Genomic DNA, 18,210 nt, shown 5'->3' with positions numbered 1-18,210 from the left:
CAGACGATGGCAACCAAGGCAATCACCGACGCCAGCTTTCAGGCCGATGTCCTCGACAGCGACACCCCCGTGCTCGTCGATTTCTGGGCGGAATGGTGCGGTCCGTGCAAGATGATCGGCCCGTCGCTCGAAGAAATTTCGAACGAACTCGCCGGCAAGGTGGTGATCGCCAAGCTGAACATCGACGACCATCCCGACGCGCCGAGCAAATATGGCGTGCGCGGCATCCCGACCATGATCCTGTTCAAGAATGGCCAGATCGCCGACACCAAGGTCGGCGCCGCACCGAAGAGCGCGCTTAAGGGCTGGCTCGAAGGCGCGCTTTGATTTTAGCCAGCCCCCCGACGCCGAGTGATCGGTGTCTGGGGGAGCCTTCTATCGGTCAGTCACGCCAATAGCCGTGTCGTTCGGAGCCATCGAAACCGGCCCGAAGCGAGGCAGAAATTGCGGAAACCTCTGGCCTGATCCGCATGGGCACGGGGCTTTTCGGCCGAGTTTTTCGATAAGTTCGATATCGCCGCGGACGAAGTGATGACCACGCTTGACCTGCGTTTCGGACGGGTAACTCTTACGCCGCTTCGAGGTGATCTCGAAAGCAAGGCAGGTCGGCGAAGTCTTTTTGCCGTACCATGACGGCCTCCTGTGGTCGGCGCACCTGATTGCGCGCAGGGGGCGGACCTAAAAGATCGCGGTCAACTCCGGTAGTCGGCGTTGATGCTGATATAGCCGTGGGTCAGGTCGCAGGTCCAAACGGTCGCGCGCCCGTCGCCGAGGCCGAGGTCGGCGCCGACGCGAATGTCCTGGCCCTTCAGATGCGCCGCAACGGGGCCCTCGTCATAGCCGTCGACGGGTAGCCCGTCCTTCGCGACCCAATGGTCGCCGAAGCGGATTGCCAGCCGGTCGCGGTCGGCAGGTTCGCCTGCCTTGCCCACCGCCATCACGACGCGGCCCCAATTGGCATCCTCGCCCGCGATCGCGGTCTTGACCAGCGGCGAATTGGCGATCGACAGCGCGACGCGCTTGGCGCTGGCATCGCTGACCGCGCCGGTCACCGTAATTTCGATGAATTTCGACGCACCTTCGCCGTCGCGCACGACAAGCTGCGCAAGGTCGAGCGCAACGCTTTGGATTGCCGCATAAAGCGCGTCGGCGCCCGGATCGTCGCGCGTCGTCAGCACCGGATTGCCCGCCCGCCCGGTCGCGAACAACAGCACCGTGTCGCTGGTCGACGTGTCGCTGTCGACCGTGATCGCGTTGAAACTCCCCGCGGTCGCCTCGCTCAGCATCGCTTGCAACAGATCAGGCGCCACCGCGGCATCGGTGAAAATATAGCCGAGCATCGTGGCCATGTCGGGCGCGATCATCCCCGATCCCTTGACGATCCCCGCGACTTGCACCGTGGCGCCGCCGACGACCGCGCTTGCCGCCGCGCCCTTTGGGAAGGTGTCGGTGGTGGTGATCGTCTGCGCCGCTTCTTCCCAGCTTGCGCTCGGCGTGTCGAAGCCGATGACCTTGGCGACGCCGGCGTGCGCCTTGTCCTTGGGCAGCGGCACGCCGATCACGCCCGTCGAACAGACGAAGACTTCCCTCGGATCGCACGCCAGATGCGCAGCGACCTGATCGACGATCTGCTCGACCGCCTCGCGTCCGCGATAGCCGGTGAAGGCGTTCGAATTGCCCGCATTGACGATCAGCGCGCGGGCGCGGCCGTGCGCGATGCCCTCGCGGCACATTTCGACCTCGGTCGAACAGCAGACATTCTGCGTCGTCACGCCCGCGACGACGGTACCCGGCGCCAGTTCGACATAGGTGAGGTCGCAGCGGTCCCAATTTTTGTAGTGCGCGCGCGCGATACGGCGCGTCACCCCGGCGATTTCGGGCAGGGCGGGGAAGGCAGCGGGCGCGAGCGGCGAGCGATCAGTCATGGCGCGCGCATAGCCGTTGGGGGGGCAAAGAAAAACCCCTCCCGCGAACGGAAGGGGCTTTGCTGCCGGAGTTCAGCGACGAGCGCTTCCCGGCGGTCGTCCTCCCCGCGGCGTCGCCACAAGGAGGATCGTCCGGCTTACGCCGGGATGCCGCTGATCGCCTTGACTTCCATGAAGTCCTTGAGTCCGAACAGACCGCCTTCGCGGCCATTGCCCGACGCCTTGTAACCGCCGAAGGGCGCGCCCGGTCCGGGGCCCCAGGCGTTGACGGCGACCATGCCGGCGCGCAGCTTCGGTGCCACCTCGGCGGCCTTGGACGGATCGCCCGATACCACGGCCGACAAGCCATATTCGGTGTCGTTAGCGATATCGACCGCTTCGTCGAGGCTGGAATATTCCATGATCGTCGCAACGGGGCCGAACACTTCTTCCTTGGCGATCCGCATGTCGGGCGTGACGCCCGAGAAGACGGTCGGCTTGATGAAATAGCCGCGGTTGACGTTCGCGGGCAGGCCGGTGCCGCCGGTTTCGAGCGTTGCGCCCTCGTCGATCGCCGACTGGATCAGGCCCTGGATCTTTTCGAACTGCGCCTTGTTGACGACGGGGCCGATATGACCCCCTTCCTGCGCCGGATCGCCAACCTGCGTTCCGTCGAACATCGCCTTGATGACGCCGACGGCCTCTTCCTTGCGGTCCTTGTGGACCAGAATACGCGTCGGGGCGATACAGCTCTGACCAGTGTTGACGAGCACGCCCTGCACCGTCGGGGGCAGGACCTGGGCCAGATCGGCGTCGGGCAGGACGATGTTCGGCGACTTGCCGCCCAGTTCCTGATGGACGCGCTTGACCGTGTCGGCCGCCGCCTTGGCGACGAGGATGCCAGCGCGGGTCGATCCGGTGAAGCTCACCATTTCGATCCCCGGATGCGCGCTGATCGCATTGCCGACGGTCGGGCCGTCACCCTGAACCAGGTTGAACACGCCCGGCGGAACGCCTGCCGCATCGAGGATTTCGGCGAAAATAACGGCATTGCCGGGGCATTCTTCCGACGGCTTCAGCACCATCGTGTTGCCGGCGGCGAGCGCGGGCGCGACCTTGAGCGCAATCTGGTTGAGCGGCCAGTTCCAGGGGGTGATCATCCCGACGACGCCGATCGGTTCATAGACGACCTTGTTCGCGCCATGCTGTTCGCTGAACTCGAAATTCTTCAGCGCCTCGATCGTGCCGAGGAAGCCGCCGATGCCGGCGCCGACTTGCGCGGTGCCCGCGAAGCTGACCGGTGCGCCCATTTCGGCCGCCATCGACTTGGCGAGATCAGCGCCGCGCTTCTTATATTCCTCGACGATACGGCCGAGCAGCGCCAAGCGCTCCTCCCGCGTCGTCTGCGAATAGGTCTTATAGGCTTCCTTGGCGGCGGCAACGGCATCGTCGACGTCGGCCGCGGTGCCGAGCACGACGGTCGATGCCGCTTCCTCGGTCGCCGGGTTGATGACGTCGTGCAGCTTGCCGCCCTTGCTGTCGACCCATTTGCCGCCGATGTAATTCTGTTTCAGGTGCGTTTCGGTATCGCTCATCATCTTTCTCCCATCGGCGGAAACTTCCGTCTCGGATTGCTACCTAATCACTGTGCCGCGCGAATCAAGCGCGGTCGGCTGCGATTTCTTCCAGCTCAGCGCTTTTCAGCGGCTATGCGTGACATGAGTATCGCAGCGCGCGTCGCCTGGCGTGCGATGCTGGACAATTCGACCCTTTCGCCGGGCGCATGATCGCCGGTCGAATAGGTGCCGAGCCCGGCAAGGCCATCGACATCGGCGGCGACGAAGCTGATGTCGCCGGCGCCGCGTTTAAGCGGATCGAGCGCGGCCATTTCGGGGAGCCCCATGTCGCGGTTCACGCCGTTGAGCCGGTCGAGCAGCGCCTTGTTGCCCGCCGTCGGCGCCATCGGCGGATAGGCGCCGGGGTCGAAGGCAAGCTTCGCATCGGTGCCGGGCAGATGGCGCGCAACGATCGCCGCCATCTTGTCCTTCACCCGCGCCGACTGTTCGGGCGACAGGGTGCGCAGGTCGCCGCGCGCCACCGCAATCGGGGCGACGATGTTGGTCTTGCCGTTTGCGGTCGCGCGGATACCGCCGGTGTCGAGCGTCGCTTCCTGTCCGCCGGCGATTAGCCCGACGTTGAAGGTCAGATTGGGTTCGGGCAGTTGGGTGCGGAAATCGCGGATGATGCGTGCCAGCTCGTTGATCGCGCCGTCGCCGACCTCGGCGCTGAAGATGCCCGAACTGTGGGCGCTCATGCCCGTCGCGGTGACGGTCCAGCTTTCCGAACTGCGGCGGGCGATCGATCCCATATCGGCGCCATTGTCGCGGACAAGTCCTTCGAAATCGAGCGCGATGTCGCTGCGCTTGCCCGCGGTGATCAGGTCGGCGCGCGATTTTTCGATCGGATCGCCCGCGTCTTCCTCGTCGCCGGTCATATGGATTTCGATATTGGCGTCTTTCAGCGTGCCCGCAGCCTTCATCGCGCGCAGCGCCGCGACGATCACCACCATGCCGCCCTTGTCGTCGCCCGCGCCGGGGCCTTCGCCCCAGCCGCCCTTGCGCGTGAAGGTCTGGAAGGGCGAGTCGGGTTCGAACACCGTGTCGAGATGCGCGATCAGCAGCATCTTCTTGCCGTCGGCACGCCCCTTGTGCACCGCGATCAGATGGCCGGCGCGCTTCGTCTCGGGCGTGGGTTTCCAGGTGACCGTAAAGCCCAGCGGCTCGAGCTCGGAGCGCATCATCTCGGCTACCTTTTCGACCCCGGCGAGGTTCAACGTACCACTGTTCTGATTCACCAGCCTTTCGAGCAGCGCGATCGACCGTTCCTGCTCGGCCTTTACCGTTTCGGCCATCCGGCTTTCGGTCGGGCTCAGCTTGGCATGCGCGGCCGGGGCGAGCGCGAGCGCGGCAAGGGCGGCGAACGCGGCGAAGCGGGCTGATTTCATCTGCACAATCTCCTTTGTCGGCGCCCTTGTGCCGCTTGAAGGCCGCCGCCGCAAGCCATCGCGCCCGGCAATATTCGCTCGCTTGCCGATCCCCATCTCGAGCACGACCTGTAAAGAGTGTTTGACAGCATATGTTTCGCGTCTGTAAAGAGTGTCTGACAGGCTGAAAGGATGGTCATTGCAAAATCGCGTTCGGGATTGCCGCGAGCAGGCGGGGTGGAGCCAGGGCGAACTGGCCCGCCGGCTCGGCGTCTCGCGGCAGACGATCAATGCCGTCGAAACCGACAAATATGATCCCAGCCTGCCGCTCGCGCTGCGCATGGCCCGGCTGTTCGGGCTGGAGGTGCGCGAGCTGTTTATCGATCATTGGATGCCGGAGGACGAGTGATGGACAAGATGGTGGCCGGACATAGCGCTGCGGCGTGGAAGAAGAGCGGGATCGGGGCGCTGGTCGGCGCGATCGTCGGTGCGGGCACGGTCGCCGGGCTGATGCATGTCGCCGGGACCGATTTCATCGATGCGATGGGCGGATCGCGCGTTGCGCTGGCCGGGGTCGCCATCCTCTATCTCCTGATGGCGGCCTTTGTCGGCTTCGGGCTGGCGGTGCCGCGCACCGGCGCCAGGCTGCTCAACGTCGCCGATGCCGACGAACTGCGCGAGGAGCGCGCGGGCATGGGGCGATCGGTCATCGTCATGGGCGCAATCGGGGCCGCACTGCTTGCGCTCGCGCTCGCACGCACGCCCTCCTTTCCGACCGGACCCGTTCCGGCGCAGGCGGCCGCGGCGGTGCTGGCCCTCGTGATTGCGGGCGGTGTCGCGGCGAGCTGGGCGTGGCGGTGGCAATATGACGAGCTTAACCGCCAATTGGGCATCGAAGGCGGCTATTGGGCCTTCGGCCTGAGCTGGATCGGGCTCACCCTCTGGGGCGCCGCCGATTTTCTAGGGCTCGGACCGGCGCTCACCGCGATCGACGTGGTGACGACGCTGGCGGCGATGATGCTTGTCGGGGCCTTTGTGGCGATCGGTCGCCGCGGCCTGATGATGCGCTGAGCGCAGGTAGCAGATAAGGGAAGGGCGTCCGAGCTCCCCCAAGCCGGACGCCCTTCGAGCGTGACTGATCGCTGCAGATCAGGCGCTGTAATACATGTCGAATTCGACCGGGCTCGGGGTCTGTTCGAAGTTGTAAACTTCGGCCCATTTGAGTTCGATATAGGCTTCGATCTGATCCTTCGAGAAGACGTCGCCCTTCAAGAGGAAGTCGTGATCGGCCGCGAGGCTGTCGAGCGCTTCGCGCAGGCTGCCACAGACGGTCGGGACTTCGGCGAGTTCTTCGGGCGGCAGATCATAGAGATTCTTGTCCATCGCGTCGCCGGGGTGGATCTTGTTCTGGATGCCGTCGAGCCCCGCCATCAGCAGCGCCGAATAGCAGAGATAGGGGTTCGCCATCGCGTCGGGGAAACGGAATTCGACGCGCTTCGCCTTGGCGCCCGCGCCATAGGGGATGCGGCACGAAGCCGAACGGTTGCGGCTCGAATAGGCGAGCAGCACCGGCGCCTCGAAGCCCGGGACGAGGCGCTTGTAGCTGTTCGTCGTCGGGTTGGTGAAGGCATTGAGTGCCTTCGCATGCTTGATGACGCCGCCGATGAAATAGAGGCACATGTCCGAAAGGCCGGCATAGCCGTTGCCCGCAAAGAGCGGCTTGCCCTTTTCCCAGATCGAGATGTGGGTGTGCATGCCCGATCCGTTATCGTCCTTGATCGGCTTGGGCATGAAGGTCGCAGTCTTGCCATAGGCATGGGCGACCTGATGCACGACATATTTGTAGATCTGCATGCGGTCGGCGGTCTGCGTCAGCGTGCCGAAGGTCAGGCCCAGCTCGTGCTGCGCGGCGGCGACTTCATGGTGATGCTTGTCGCAGGGCAGGCCCATTTCGAGCATGGTCGAGACCATTTCGGCGCGGATGTCGACGGCGCTGTCGACCGGCGCGACAGGGAAATAGCCGCCCTTGGCGCGCGGACGATGTCCAAGGTTGCCGCCTTCATAGGCGCGGCCGGTGTTGGTCGGCAGTTCGATATCGTCGATTTCGAAACCCGACTTGTTATAGCCGGTTTCGAAGCGGACGTCGTCGAACATGAAGAATTCGGCTTCGGGGCCGACATAGACGGTGTCGCCGATGCCGGTCGAGGCGACATAGGCTTCGGCGCGCTTCGCGGTGGTGCGCGGGTCGCGGGCATAGCCTTCGCCGGTCGAAGGTTCGACGATGTCGCAGAACATCACCAGCATCGGGGTTGCCGAGAAGGGATCGTCATAGACCGCTTCGAGATCGGGCTTCAGGATCATGTCGCTTTCGTTGATCGCCTTCCAGCCTTCGATCGACGAACCGTCGAACATCAGGCCGTCTTCGAGGGCGTCTTCGTCGATCACGCCGGCGCACATGGTCAGATGCTGCCATTTGCCCTTGGGATCGGTGAAACGCAGATCGACCCACTCGATGTCATTATCCTTGATCCGGGCGATGATATCCTTCGGCTTGGTGGCCATGGTCACTTCTTCCTTTTTGCGAATAGTACCGGCTGGACCGGCGTCTGTTGAACGGGATGGAGCGATGGAAGCTTAGAGCGCGTCCTCATTGCGCTCGCCGGTGCGGATGCGCAGCGCGGTTTCCACGGGGATCACGAAAATCTTGCCGTCGCCGATGCGGCCCGTCTGCGCCGCCGCGGCAATCGCCTCGACCACGCGTTCGGCCATATTGTCATCGACGATAACCTCCAGCTTCACCTTCGGCAGGAAGTCGACGACATATTCAGCGCCGCGATACAGTTCGGTGTGACCCTTCTGGCGACCGAAGCCCTTCGCCTCGGTGACGGTGATGCCGCTGACACCCACTTCGTGCAGCGCCTCCTTCACCTCGTCGAGCTTGAACGGTTTGATGATCGCCTCAATCTTCTTCACGCTTCATGTCCCCCTTTGGGCCTTCCACCTTTGCCTGTGGACGAAGCCGGGTCAGGTACGCCTGAACCGGTTTCCCCCGTGAGTCGGTGCGGTGTGCGGCCATCTTGCACCAATCAAGACCCGTGCCAATTGGCGAATCGCAAGCTTTCGGTAAGAAATTTGGCACGAAATTACGCCGCTGCCTGTCCTTTGGGCAGCGGCGTGATTTAGGTGATTAAATTTTGTGCAATCAGCGCCCGACGGGCGCCGACGCGTCGGGCAGGTTAGCCTTGGTCCAGTTCGACCGGTCGATGACATAGGCGCGAATCGCCTCGACATCGGCGGGGGAGAGCACCTTGGCAAAGCTCACCATGCCGCGGTCCTTCAGCGCGCCGTCGAGGATCACGCCCTTCCATGCATCGGCACTGGTCAGCGCACCCGAAACGCGCAGGTCGGGGGTGAAGCCGTTGCCGATCGCGCTGTCGCCGTGACAGACTTGGCAATAGCGCCCGAAATGCGCCTTGCCCGATGCGATCTGCTGCGGCGTGCCGAACTGCGCGGGCGGATTCCACGCCAGCGTCGTGGTCGCGGGCGGGGCGGGGAGCTGCACCGTACCGCCGAGCTTGAGCACCACGAGGCGCGGAATATTGGGCACCTTGCGCGTCACTCCGCCCGCGACCCCGGCGACAAGTGGAAAGGCGCCGCCCTTGCTGGTCTGGAAAGCGACATATTGCACTCCGCCCACGCGGAAGGTCGATGGCGCGCTGACGATCCCCGACTGCATGTCGAGGTCGAGCAGCTGCTTGCCGGTGTCGGCGGCATAGGCGCGGAAGCGCCCGGTGCTCGTTCCCTGGAAAACCAGATTGCCGGCGGTCGTCATCGTGCCGCCGTTCCATGCGGCGGGATAGTCGACGCCCCAAGCGACCTTGCCGGTGCGCGGGTCGAAGGCAACGAGACGGCCGGTGGTCGCGGCGACGGCCGCGCGGAAGGCAGCCTTGTCGTCGGGGAGCATCGCTGCGGTCAGCGAGGCGCCGATGTTGAAGCCGAGTACCTTGCGCCGGTCCAGCTCATCCATATCCTGGATATAGCCCTGCGGAATCTGCTGCGCCGGAATATAGACGAGGCCGGTAGCAGGGTTGTAGCTCATCGGATGCCAGTTGTGCGCGCCAAGCGCGCCCGGGATCGCGATGAAGGGCTTGCCGGTCTTGTAGAAGCGCGCGTCGGGATTTTCGATCGGCCGGCCAGTGGCCATGTCATAGCCGGTCGCCCAGTTGATCCCGTCGACGAAAGGCTTGGCGTCGATCAGCTTGCCGGTGGTCCGGTCGATCGTGAAGAAAAAGCCGTTCTTCGGTGCATGATACAGCACTTTGGTCGGCGTGCCGTTCACCGCCTGCTCGGCAAGGATGATCGGCTGCGTCGCGGTATAGTCCCAGCTCTCGCCGGGCGTTTCCTGATAATGCCATTTATATTTGCCGGTCGACGCATCGAGCGCCACCACGGACGAGAGGAACCAGTTGTCGCCTTCGCCGTTCGAACGCGTGCCATGGTTCCACGGATTGCCGTTGCCGACGCCGAGATAGATCTGGTCGAGATCCTTGTCATAGACGATCGCGTCCCACACCGTGCCGCCGCCGCCCGACGTCTTCCATTCCCCTTGGTCTGACCAGGTTGCATTGCCTTTCGACGCGAAGATGTCGTCGCTTGCGGCGCCGTCCTTCTTCTTTTCGGGGTTCGGCGCGGTGTAGAAGCGCCAGCGTTCCTTGCCGGTATCGGCATCATAGGCGGTGACATAGCCGCGCACCCCGAATTCGGCGCCGCCGCTGCCGATGAGCACCATGTCCTTCACGACGCGCGGCGCGCCGGTGATCGTGTAGGGCTTTTGGGGATCGAAGGTCTGCGTCGACCACAATTCCTTGCCGGTCTTGCGATCGAGCGCGATCAGCCGCCCGTCGAGTGCGCCGACGAAGAGCTTGTCGCCCCATACCGCGACGCCGCGGTTGACGACGTCGCAGCAGGCGTTGACCGCGCGGTCGCCCGACACCTTGGGATCGAAGGACCAGAGCTTCTTGCCGGTCCCGGCGTCCCACGCGTCGACCTTCGACCAGGCGTGGCTGACATAAAGGGTGCCATCGACGACGACCGGGGTGGCTTCCTGTCCGCGCGCGTCCTCAAGATCGGCGAACCAGGCAATGCCAAGCTCGCCCACATTCTTGTCGTTTATGTCGGTGAGCGGGCTGAAGCGCTGCTCGTCATAGCCATAGCCGATGCCGGCCCAGTTGTCGCCGTTGCCGCCGGTCTTGAGCAGTGCTTCGCTCGCCCTCTCGGCATCGTCGAGCGACCTGCCCGTGCCGCCCGACTTCGACGCGTTGCAACCCGCCAGAACCAAGGCCGCACCACAAAGCAGCGCGGTCGCCATGACCCGTTTCGCCATATTCGCTCTCCCTCGACGTCCTATGCTTGACGTTCACGTCAAGACTGCGCCGGGCGAAGCGGATTCGCAAGCGGGAATTTAGGGTGTTCTACCTAAAGTCTGGCAGGTTTCAGGCCCAGGGCGGGGTGTTGAGTCCCTTGGGGCTTGCGGTAAAGATTTCGCAGCCGTCCTCGGTGATGCCGATGCTGTGTTCGAACTGCGCCGAAAGCGACCGGTCGCGCGTCACCGCGGTCCAGCCGTCGGCAAGCATCTTCACGGCATATTTGCCGGTGTTTATCATCGGTTCGATGGTGAAGAACATGCCGGGCCTCAGCTCGGGGCCGGTGCCGGGGCGCCCGGCGTGGACCACTTCGGGCGCATCGTGGAACATCTGGCCGAGCCCGTGACCGCAAAAATCGCGCACCACCGAATAACGGTGGCGTTCGGCGTGGCTCTGGATCGCGTGCGCGACGTCGCCCATCGTATTGCCGGGCTTCGCCTGTTCGATGCCCAGCATCAGGCATTCATAGGTCACGTCCACCAGCCGCCGCGCCTTGATCGGAACTTCGCCGACCAGATACATGCGGCTGGTGTCGCCATGCCAGCCGTCGATGATGCTGGTGACGTCGACATTGACGATATCGCCTTCGCGCAGCGGCTTGTCGTCGGGAATCCCGTGGCACACGACATGGTTGATGCTGGTACAGCAGCTATGCGTGAAGCCGCGATAGCCCAGCGTCGCGGGAATGCCGCCGCCCGCAAGCATCATCTCGCGCACCAGATCGTCGATCGCCCCGGTGGTCACGCCGGGCTGGATGAAAGGAACGAGCGCGTCGAGAATCTCGGCCGACAGCCGGCCGGCCTTGCGCATTCCGGCAAAGCCGGATTCGTCGTGAAGCTTGATCGTGCCGTCGCGGACGGGGGCGGGGGTGGCCGCTTCGTCGGCGGTTACGGAGATGTAGTTGTACATGCCGGTGATATAGGCGCCGCAGCCCCAAAAAGCGAGGGGGTCAAACAAAACCCCTCCCGCAAGCGGGAGGGGTTGAAGCGGTTTCTACTCTGCCGCCTTCTCAGCTTTGGCCTTGCCCTTGCCCTTGCTCGCCTTGGGCGCCGCCGGGGTGATTTCGAAGCTCAGCGGATTGCCGACCTTGGCATCCTCGCCGGTTTTCAGCTTCACCTTGACCTCGCCGCCGTGGACGAGCTTGCCGAAGAGCAGTTCTTCGGCGAGCGGCTGCTTGATCTTTTCCTGGATCAGGCGGCCCATCGGGCGTGCGCCATAGAGCTTGTCATAGCCCTTGGCGGTCAACCATTCGCGCGCCTTGTCGTCGAGCTGGATGTGGACGTTGCGGTCGGCAAGCTGCAGTTCGAGTTGCAGGATGAACTTGTCGACAACGCGCGCCACGACTTCCGGCGGCAGATAGCCGAAGGGGACGATCGCATCGAGGCGGTTGCGGAATTCGGGGGTGAACATGCGCTTCACCGCCTCTTCCTGCGCATCCTCGCGCGTCTGGGTGCCGAAACCGATCGACTCGCGCGTCATGTCGCTCGCGCCCGCATTGGTCGTCATGATCAGGATCACGTTGCGGAAGTCGACCGTCTTGCCGTGGTGGTCGGTCAGCCGGCCATTGTCCATCACCTGGAGCAGGATGTTGAACAGGTCGGGATGCGCCTTCTCGATCTCGTCGAGCAGCAGCACGCAGTGCGGGTTCTGGTCGATCGCGTCGGTCAGCAGGCCGCCCTGGTCATAGCCGACATAGCCCGGCGGCGCGCCGATCAGGCGGCTCACCGAGTGGCGTTCCATATATTCGGACATGTCGAACCGCTGGAGCGGAATGCCGAGCAGATGCGCGAGCTGTTTCGCGACCTCGGTCTTGCCGACGCCGGTGGGGCCGCTGAACAGATAATTGCCGATCGGCTTTTCGGGATCGCGCAGCCCGGCGCGGCTGAGCTTGATCGCCGACGACAGCACCTCGATCGCGGTATTCTGACCGAAGACGACGCGCTTGAGGTCGGTCTCGAGCGTTTCGAGAACCTTCTTGTCGTCGCTCGACACCGATTTCGGCGGGATACGCGCCATCGTCGCGATCACCGCCTCGATCTCCTTCGCGGTGATCGTCTTGCGGCGCTTCGACGGCGGCACCAGCATCTGCATCGCGCCGACTTCGTCGATCACGTCGATCGCCTTGTCGGGCAGCTTGCGGTCGTTGATGTAACGCGATGACAGCTCGACCGCCGCGTTGATCGCGTCGGCGGTGTATTTCACATTATGATGGCTCTCGAACGCGTCGCGCAGGCCGGCGAGGATCTTCTTCGTGTCCTCGATGCTCGGTTCGATCACGTCGATCTTCTGGAACCGGCGCAGCAGCGCGCGGTCCTTCTCGAAATGATTGCGGAACTCCTTGTAGGTGGTCGAACCGATGCAGCGGATCACACCGCCCGACAATGCGGGCTTCAGGAGGTTCGACGCATCCATCGCGCCGCCGCTCGTCGCGCCGGCGCCGATCACCGTGTGGATCTCGTCGATGAACAGGATCGCGTGCGGCATGCCTTCGAGTTCGGAGACGACCTGTTTCAGCCGCTCCTCGAAATCGCCGCGATAGCGCGTGCCGGCGAGCAGCGCGCCCATATCAAGCGAATAGATCACCGCTTCCTTCAGCACCTCGGGCACGTCGCCCTCGATGATCTTGCGCGCGAGGCCCTCGGCGATCGCGGTCTTGCCGACGCCGGGGTCGCCCACATAGAGCGGGTTGTTCTTGCTGCGGCGGCAAAGGATCTGGATCGTGCGGTCGACCTCGGCGCTGCGGCCGATCAGCGGGTCGACCTTGCCGCCCTTCGCCTTTTCGTTGAGGTTGACCGTGAACTGGTCGAGCGCGGTTTCCTTCTTGTTCTTGCCTTCGCTCTTGTCCTTCGCTTCTTCCTTTTCCTCGGGCTCGGCGGTGGGCGACGGCTTGCCGCCCTTGCCGACCCCGTGGCTGAGGTAGGAAACGGCGTCGAGCCGCGTCAGATCCTGCTGCTGCAAGAAGTAGACCGCATAGCTCTCGCGCTCCGAAAACAGCGCGACGAGGACATTCGCGCCCGTCACCTCATCCTTGCCCGACGACTGGACGTGCAGGATCGCGCGCTGGACGACGCGCTGGAAACCGCTGGTTGGGGAGGGGTCGCTGTGCCCCTCGACCTTCAGGCTGTCGAGTTCGGTGTCGAGATAATGGACCACCGCCGACTGCAACTCGCCCAGCGCGACGCCGCACGCGCGCATCACTTCGGCAGCATGTTCGTCGTCGATCAGCGCGTAGAGCAGATGCTCCAGCGTCGCATATTCGTGGTGGCGCTCCGACGCGGCCTTCAGCGCGTTGTGCAGGGTCTTTTCGAGGGACTCCGAAAAGGACGGCATGGTCTTCATCTCCTTGCGGGGACGTGCCGGGGAGAGGCCGCCCCTAGGAACACAACGTGGCGATGCTCCCGTCTCTCCGCAAGGGAAAAGCGGAAGCTCGTGTGAAATTACGATGACAGGCTTGTCTTATGGTTAACGCAGCGTTGCGATTTGGCGGGCGCGACGCCGCTCAATCACAGGGCCTGCGCTAGGTCGCGTCGTCGGAGTCGGGTTTGTCATCGTCGTCCTGCGCCGTTCCCATCTGGAAACGGACCCGCTCGACGCAGCCCGTCCATCCTTGCGGCGAAGCCGCGGCCCGCGCGGACAGGAGCATTCGCTGCGCCTGGGTGCCGAAGTCGGCAGCAGGCTGCGCCGCGGCAACCTTGACATTGCCGATTTCACCCCAAGGGGCGATGTCATACGTCAGCACCGCCCAGCCTTCGACTGCGCGCCGGCGATAAGCGGCGGGGTAGATCAGGGCCGGCTTGCGGTCCCACGCGCGATCGTCGCCGCAGGTCGCGCCCTGCGGCCTGAATGCGTCGGCATCGGGAATCGGCGGCGGTGATACCGTCTCTGGCGCCCGCCGATAAGGGTAGAGGCATTGCGTGCGAACGCCTCCGGTGAAGCGCGATCGTGCCACGGCGTCGCGCGCCGCCGCATCGAGCTCCCGATTGCCCGACGTCGCAAATGTCTTCAGGTTGACGGGGCGCCCTTTCGCATCGGTGTCGTAAAGGACAAAGGACCAGTCTTTTCGTCCCCGCGTCGCCGGGATTTTCGAAAAGTCCGGAAAGGCGCGAAGGAGCGGCCGGGGGCGCGGCGGTGCGGCGCAAGTGCCGATGTCGCGGATGCGCGCCCATCCCTCTTTGGGCAACGGTCCCGAAATCGGCGTCATCGTATAAGCGAGCAGATCCGGGGGTGCAGCGGCGCCGACCGCCTGCGCGCTGATGCGATAGCGTATCGTGCATCGGGTGCGGGCTTGCCCGACCGGGAAACGGCTTGCCGCCAGCGATGCCGGTAGATCCTGACCAAGAGCGCCAGGCGACCCGTCGCTCTCGATCGAAATCGGCCGTCCGTCGGCGTCGATGTCGAAACGATAAATTATCTGGGCGGCGGTGCGCATCGGCCGGTTCGACATCGCGCGCAGGACGGCCTTTACGCCCGCAGTGTCGAGGGCGCCGTCGCTGCAGCGCGCATCGGCGATATCCCAGGAAAGCAGCGCCGGCCAACCGTCGGCAGACTCAAGCAGCGGAAGGGGCGACTTGTCGACAGGAGCCGGAATGACAATGGGCGGAGGGGGTGGCGGCGTGCTGGCCAGGGCGGCAATCGAAAGCGCGACAATAAGGGGCATGGGCTCGTTCCGTTCCTGATTTCGGGGGAAAATTTCGGCTACAGGCTAGGCAGAGCCCATGCGGCGGGCAAGAGTCGACCCCGCCAAATCGGCCGCTTTTGCCTGCAGATTCATGGCGCTGCAGCGACGGCCGCCCCGTCATCCCTTGCGGAACAGTGCCTCCGCATTTGCCTTGAAGCTGCCCGCTGCCGCCTTGTGCGCCTTTGTGCGTGCTATCTCGGCTTCCAGCACCGCAAGCCGATCGTCGAGTTCGGCGACCGACAAGGGGTCGAGCGACTGTTTGGCGAGCGCCGTCAGCACATCGTCGCGGCGGCGGGGAAGGTCGTCGTCGTCCATGGCCATCCTCCCTGTCGAATTGCGGCCTTGTGGGGCGCGAACTGTTGACCCCCGCGCCGCGGCTGTCAATAAGGCGGGACGAGTGGGAAATCGAACAAAGTGGGGGATTTAGCGTGACCAGCCTGCCCGAGAGCATGACCGCCGTCGCGATCCGCGAACCCGGCGGCCCCGAAGTGCTCGTTGCCGAGCAGCGACCCGTGCCGCGGCCGGGGCCGGGCGAGTTGCTGATCCGCGTCGCCGCGGCGGGGGTGAACCGTCCCGACGTGCTCCAGCGCATGGGCTTCTATCCGCCGCCGCCCGGCGCGTCGGACCTTCCCGGCCTCGAAATCGCCGGGACAGTGGTCGCGACCGGACCGGGCGGCGATCCCGAAATGCTGGGGCAGGCGGTGTGCGCGCTGGTCGGGGGCGGGGGCTATGCCGAATATTGCGTCGCGCCCGTGGGCAGCGTGCTGCCCGTTCCCGCAGGATTCACCATGGCCGAAGCGGCGGCACTGCCCGAAACGGTGTTCACGGTATGGCATAATCTGTTCGAGCGCGGCTGGATCAAGGAAGGGGAGACAGCGCTCGTCCACGGGGGGACCAGCGGTATCGGAACGACGGCGATCGGCCTGTGCAAGCTATTCGATATCCGCATCATCGTCACCTGCGGCAGCGCCGACAAATGCGACGCGGCGCGGGCGCTCGGCGCCGACCTCGCGATCGATTATTCGGCCGAGGATTATGTGGAGGCGGTAAAGGGCTTTACCGGCGGGGCGGGGGTCGATGTCGTGCTGGATATGGTCGGCGGCGATTATGTGCCGCGCAATCTTGCGTGTCTGGCCGACGACGGGCGGCACGTCACCATCGCCTTCCAGCGGGGCGCGAAAGCCGAAATCGACATGTCGCAGCTCATGCGCCGCCGCCTGACGATGACCGGATCGACGCTGCGGGCGCGCAGCGCCGACTTCAAGGCCGCGCTGGCCGACGAGATTCACAAGACGTTGTGGCCGCGCCTTTCCAGCGGGGCCTGGAAGCCCGCGATGGATCAATCCTTTCCGCTTGCCGATGCCGCCGCTGCGCACGCGCGGATGCAGGCGGGCGCGCACGTCGGAAAGATCGTCCTCAAGATCGGATAATCGCTTGCTGCGCGCTGGTCCCCGGCGGCTGGCCAAGAAAAAGGGCGGTCGTCCGGTTGGACGCCGCCCTTGACCTTGTGTCGATGGAAAGTTCGGCTCAGGCCGCGTCTTCCAGTTCCTCGTCGGTCAGCACCGGGCCCGAATCCTGGCCCTTGGCATCGACGTCGCGGTCGACGAATTCGATGATCGCGATCGGCGCGGCGTCCGAAGCGCGGATGCCGGCCTTGATGATGCGGGTGTAGCCGCCGTTGCGGTCCTTGTAGCGTTCGGCGAGGACGTCGAACAGCTTCTGAAGCTGCGCTTCGTCCATCAGACGGCTCATCGCCAGACGGCGATTGGCAAGGCCGCCACGCTTCGCGAGCGTGATCAGCTTTTCGACATAGGGACGCAGTTCCTTCGCCTTGGCGACGGTCGTCGTGATCTGCTCATGCTTGATGAGCGAAGCCGACATGTTGCGGAACATCGCGATGCGATGCGCGCCGGTGCGCTGAAGCTTCCGGCCACCCGATTTATGACGCATAATCCATTCCTTCGTTTGTCAGAGGGGCCGTTTTACGGAACCCCAAGCCAGGCCCGCTTGCGGGGGAGCCCTTTTCCCTTTGTGTTCCCCGGCGAAGGCCGGGGTCCAGATTCAGCGTTGCACCTGTGCCCCGGCTTTCGCCGGGGAACAGTTCGGGACTTAACCCAGTAGCTCCTGTTCGAGCTTCTTGGCCATTTCCTCGATGTTTTCCGGCGGCCAGCCGGGGATGTCCATGCCGAGGCGCAGACCCATCGACGAGAGCACTTCCTTGATCTCGTTGAGCGACTTGCGGCCGAAGTTCGGCGTGCGGAGCATCTCGGCCTCGGTCTTCTGGACCAGGTCGCCGATGTAGATGATGTTGTCGTTCTTGAGGCAGTTGGCCGAACGAACCGACAGTTCGAGCTCGTCGACCTTCTTGAGAAGGAAGCGGTTGAGCTGGTTGACGTCCGATTCCTCGGTCGAAGCCGACGGAGCCGCCATGCCGATGAGGCCGCTGTCGTTCATCGCTTCTTCGAAGTGGACGAAGACCTGAAGCTGGTCCTGGAGGATGCGCGCAGCATAGGCGACGGCATCTTCCGGGGTCACGGTGCCGTCGGTATCGACGGTCAGCGACAGCTTGTCATAGTCCAGTTCCTGACCGATGCGAGCATTGTCGACCTTGTAGGCGACCTGACGCACCGGCGAGTAGAGCGAATCGACCGGGATCAGGCCGATCGGCGCGTCGGCCGGACGGTTGGCCGTCGCGGGAACATAGCCCTTACCGGTGTCGGCAACGAGTTCCATGTTCAGCGTCGCCCCGTCGTCGAGGTGGCAGATCACGTGATCGGGGTTCATCACCTTGATGTCACCCGACACCATGATGTCGCCGGCCTTGACGGTCGCGGGACCGGTCGCCGAAAGCTGCAGCCGCTTCGGGCCTTCGCCTTCCATCTTGAGCGCGATCTGCTTCACGTTGAGAACTATGTCGGTCACGTCCTCGCGCACGCCGGCCAGGCTCGAGAATTCGTGCAGGACGTTCTCGATCTTGATCGACGTGATGGCCGCACCCTGGAGCGACGACAGGAGCACGCGGCGCAGCGCGTTGCCAAGCGTCAGGCCAAAGCCGCGTTCGAGCGGTTCGGCGACGAAGGTGGCCTTGCGCTTGCTGTCGCTGCCAGCCTTGATTTCCAGGTTGCTGGGCTTCTTCAATTCCTGCCAGTTCCGGATATTGACAGTCATGGACTTCCCTTTGCTTTGGGCGGGACGGGCGGGGCGGGTCGAGCCTGTCCTGCG

Annotated in this window: 16 protein-coding genes; 4 read left to right on the top strand and 12 right to left on the bottom strand. The window is 64.3% G+C overall.

The features are described from left to right. The first annotated feature begins 6 nt into the window (after positions 1-6). Complete coding sequence (trxA, locus tag ACT17R_RS04060) at positions 7-327, top strand: thioredoxin TrxA (protein WP_003040459.1); 321 nt, start codon at positions 7-9, stop codon at positions 325-327. Between the two features lie 365 nt (positions 328-692). Here the strand turns inward: trxA and argJ are convergent, their stop codons facing one another. The 3 genes from argJ to ACT17R_RS04045 all read right to left on the bottom strand — a co-directional run bounded on the left by argJ (position 693) and on the right by ACT17R_RS04045 (position 4,908). Beyond that, positions 693-1,925 carry a bifunctional glutamate N-acetyltransferase/amino-acid acetyltransferase ArgJ gene (argJ, locus tag ACT17R_RS04055; protein WP_444809022.1) on the bottom strand — a complete coding sequence of 411 codons (1,233 nt, stop codon included), beginning with the start codon at positions 1,923-1,925 and terminating at the stop codon, positions 693-695. Positions 1,926-2,062: 137 nt separating this feature from the next. Continuing rightward, entirely contained in the window at positions 2,063-3,502 is a 1,440-nt protein-coding gene (locus tag ACT17R_RS04050) for an aldehyde dehydrogenase family protein (protein ID WP_058813093.1), read from the bottom strand. 92 nt (positions 3,503-3,594) lie between these two features. Next, positions 3,595-4,908: a M20/M25/M40 family metallo-hydrolase gene (locus ACT17R_RS04045; RefSeq protein WP_062900651.1), complete on the bottom strand. Its 1,314-nt coding sequence runs from the start codon at positions 4,906-4,908 to the stop codon at positions 3,595-3,597. 178 nt (positions 4,909-5,086) lie between these two features. Between ACT17R_RS04045 and ACT17R_RS04040 the strand changes: the two genes are divergently transcribed. Both ACT17R_RS04040 and ACT17R_RS04035 read left to right on the top strand, forming a co-directional pair. After that, complete coding sequence (locus tag ACT17R_RS04040; protein WP_003040449.1) at positions 5,087-5,296, top strand: helix-turn-helix transcriptional regulator; 210 nt, start codon at positions 5,087-5,089, stop codon at positions 5,294-5,296. Beyond that, a complete protein-coding gene (locus ACT17R_RS04035; RefSeq protein ID WP_062900650.1) occupies positions 5,296-5,958 on the top strand; it encodes a hypothetical protein in 663 nt (220 codons plus the stop codon). Before ACT17R_RS04040 ends, ACT17R_RS04035 begins: the two co-directional genes overlap by 1 nt. Before the next feature lie 78 nt (positions 5,959-6,036). Here ACT17R_RS04035 and glnA read toward each other — a convergent pair whose 3' ends face one another. The 7 genes from glnA to ACT17R_RS04000 all read right to left on the bottom strand — a co-directional run bounded on the left by glnA (position 6,037) and on the right by ACT17R_RS04000 (position 15,303). Further along, positions 6,037-7,449 (bottom strand): type I glutamate--ammonia ligase, encoded by a 1,413-nt coding sequence (glnA, locus tag ACT17R_RS04030; RefSeq protein ID WP_058813096.1) that lies wholly within the window; start codon positions 7,447-7,449, stop codon positions 6,037-6,039. A gap of 72 nt (positions 7,450-7,521) precedes the next feature. Continuing rightward, positions 7,522-7,860, bottom strand: coding sequence for a P-II family nitrogen regulator (locus tag ACT17R_RS04025; RefSeq protein ID WP_003040441.1), 339 nt, complete (start codon positions 7,858-7,860; stop codon positions 7,522-7,524). Positions 7,861-8,089: 229 nt separating this feature from the next. Further along, positions 8,090-10,270, bottom strand: a complete 2,181-nt coding sequence (locus ACT17R_RS04020; RefSeq protein ID WP_062900649.1) for a PQQ-dependent dehydrogenase, methanol/ethanol family — start codon at positions 10,268-10,270, stop codon at positions 8,090-8,092. Between the two features lie 109 nt (positions 10,271-10,379). Then, on the bottom strand, positions 10,380-11,219 hold the full coding sequence (gene map / locus ACT17R_RS04015; protein WP_062900648.1) for a type I methionyl aminopeptidase: 840 nt from the start codon (positions 11,217-11,219) through the stop codon (positions 10,380-10,382). A gap of 84 nt (positions 11,220-11,303) precedes the next feature. Next, positions 11,304-13,640, bottom strand: coding sequence for an ATP-dependent Clp protease ATP-binding subunit ClpA (clpA, locus tag ACT17R_RS04010; RefSeq protein ID WP_058813119.1), 2,337 nt, complete (start codon positions 13,638-13,640; stop codon positions 11,304-11,306). A gap of 187 nt (positions 13,641-13,827) precedes the next feature. Then, complete coding sequence (locus ACT17R_RS04005) at positions 13,828-14,967, bottom strand: energy transducer TonB (RefSeq protein ID WP_062900647.1); 1,140 nt, start codon at positions 14,965-14,967, stop codon at positions 13,828-13,830. A 138-nt stretch (positions 14,968-15,105) separates the two neighbouring features. Beyond that, complete coding sequence (locus ACT17R_RS04000) at positions 15,106-15,303, bottom strand: DUF1192 domain-containing protein (protein WP_062900646.1); 198 nt, start codon at positions 15,301-15,303, stop codon at positions 15,106-15,108. A 113-nt stretch (positions 15,304-15,416) separates the two neighbouring features. Here ACT17R_RS04000 and ACT17R_RS03995 point away from each other — a divergent pair, with 113 nt between their 5' ends. Continuing rightward, complete coding sequence (locus ACT17R_RS03995) at positions 15,417-16,418, top strand: NAD(P)H-quinone oxidoreductase (RefSeq protein ID WP_234178552.1); 1,002 nt, start codon at positions 15,417-15,419, stop codon at positions 16,416-16,418. 97 nt (positions 16,419-16,515) lie between these two features. Here the strand turns inward: ACT17R_RS03995 and rplQ are convergent, their stop codons facing one another. After that, positions 16,516-16,938 (bottom strand): 50S ribosomal protein L17, encoded by a 423-nt coding sequence (rplQ, locus tag ACT17R_RS03990; protein WP_003040421.1) that lies wholly within the window; start codon positions 16,936-16,938, stop codon positions 16,516-16,518. A 159-nt stretch (positions 16,939-17,097) separates the two neighbouring features. Beyond that, complete coding sequence (locus ACT17R_RS03985; protein WP_003040418.1) at positions 17,098-18,156, bottom strand: DNA-directed RNA polymerase subunit alpha; 1,059 nt, start codon at positions 18,154-18,156, stop codon at positions 17,098-17,100. Between the last annotated feature and the right edge of the window lie 54 nt (positions 18,157-18,210).

Origin of the sequence: Sphingopyxis sp. Q841, assembly GCF_052384365.1 — a bacterium.
GTDB lineage: Bacteria > Pseudomonadota > Alphaproteobacteria > Sphingomonadales > Sphingomonadaceae > Sphingopyxis > Sphingopyxis terrae_A.
This window is presented reverse-complemented; position numbering and strand designations above follow the sequence as displayed.

Coding starts and splice junctions, on each gene's coding strand:
- ACT17R_RS04020 (WP_062900649.1), bottom strand. CDS start 10,270: ATGGCGAAACGGGTCATGGCGACCGCGCTGCTTTGTGGTGCGGCCTTG.
- argJ (WP_444809022.1), bottom strand. CDS start 1,925: ATGACTGATCGCTCGCCGCTCGCGCCCGCTGCCTTCCCCGCCCTGCCC.
- map (WP_062900648.1), bottom strand. CDS start 11,219: ATGTACAACTACATCTCCGTAACCGCCGACGAAGCGGCCACCCCCGCC.
- ACT17R_RS04000 (WP_062900646.1), bottom strand. CDS start 15,303: ATGGACGACGACGACCTTCCCCGCCGCCGCGACGATGTGCTGACGGCG.
- ACT17R_RS04005 (WP_062900647.1), bottom strand. CDS start 14,967: ATGCCCCTTATTGTCGCGCTTTCGATTGCCGCCCTGGCCAGCACGCCG.
- trxA (WP_003040459.1), top strand. CDS start 7: ATGGCAACCAAGGCAATCACCGACGCCAGCTTTCAGGCCGATGTCCTC.
- ACT17R_RS04035 (WP_062900650.1), top strand. CDS start 5,296: ATGGACAAGATGGTGGCCGGACATAGCGCTGCGGCGTGGAAGAAGAGC.
- ACT17R_RS03985 (WP_003040418.1), bottom strand. CDS start 18,156: ATGACTGTCAATATCCGGAACTGGCAGGAATTGAAGAAGCCCAGCAAC.
- ACT17R_RS04045 (WP_062900651.1), bottom strand. CDS start 4,908: ATGAAATCAGCCCGCTTCGCCGCGTTCGCCGCCCTTGCCGCGCTCGCG.
- clpA (WP_058813119.1), bottom strand. CDS start 13,640: ATGCCGTCCTTTTCGGAGTCCCTCGAAAAGACCCTGCACAACGCGCTG.
- ACT17R_RS04050 (WP_058813093.1), bottom strand. CDS start 3,502: ATGATGAGCGATACCGAAACGCACCTGAAACAGAATTACATCGGCGGC.
- glnA (WP_058813096.1), bottom strand. CDS start 7,449: ATGGCCACCAAGCCGAAGGATATCATCGCCCGGATCAAGGATAATGAC.
- rplQ (WP_003040421.1), bottom strand. CDS start 16,938: ATGCGTCATAAATCGGGTGGCCGGAAGCTTCAGCGCACCGGCGCGCAT.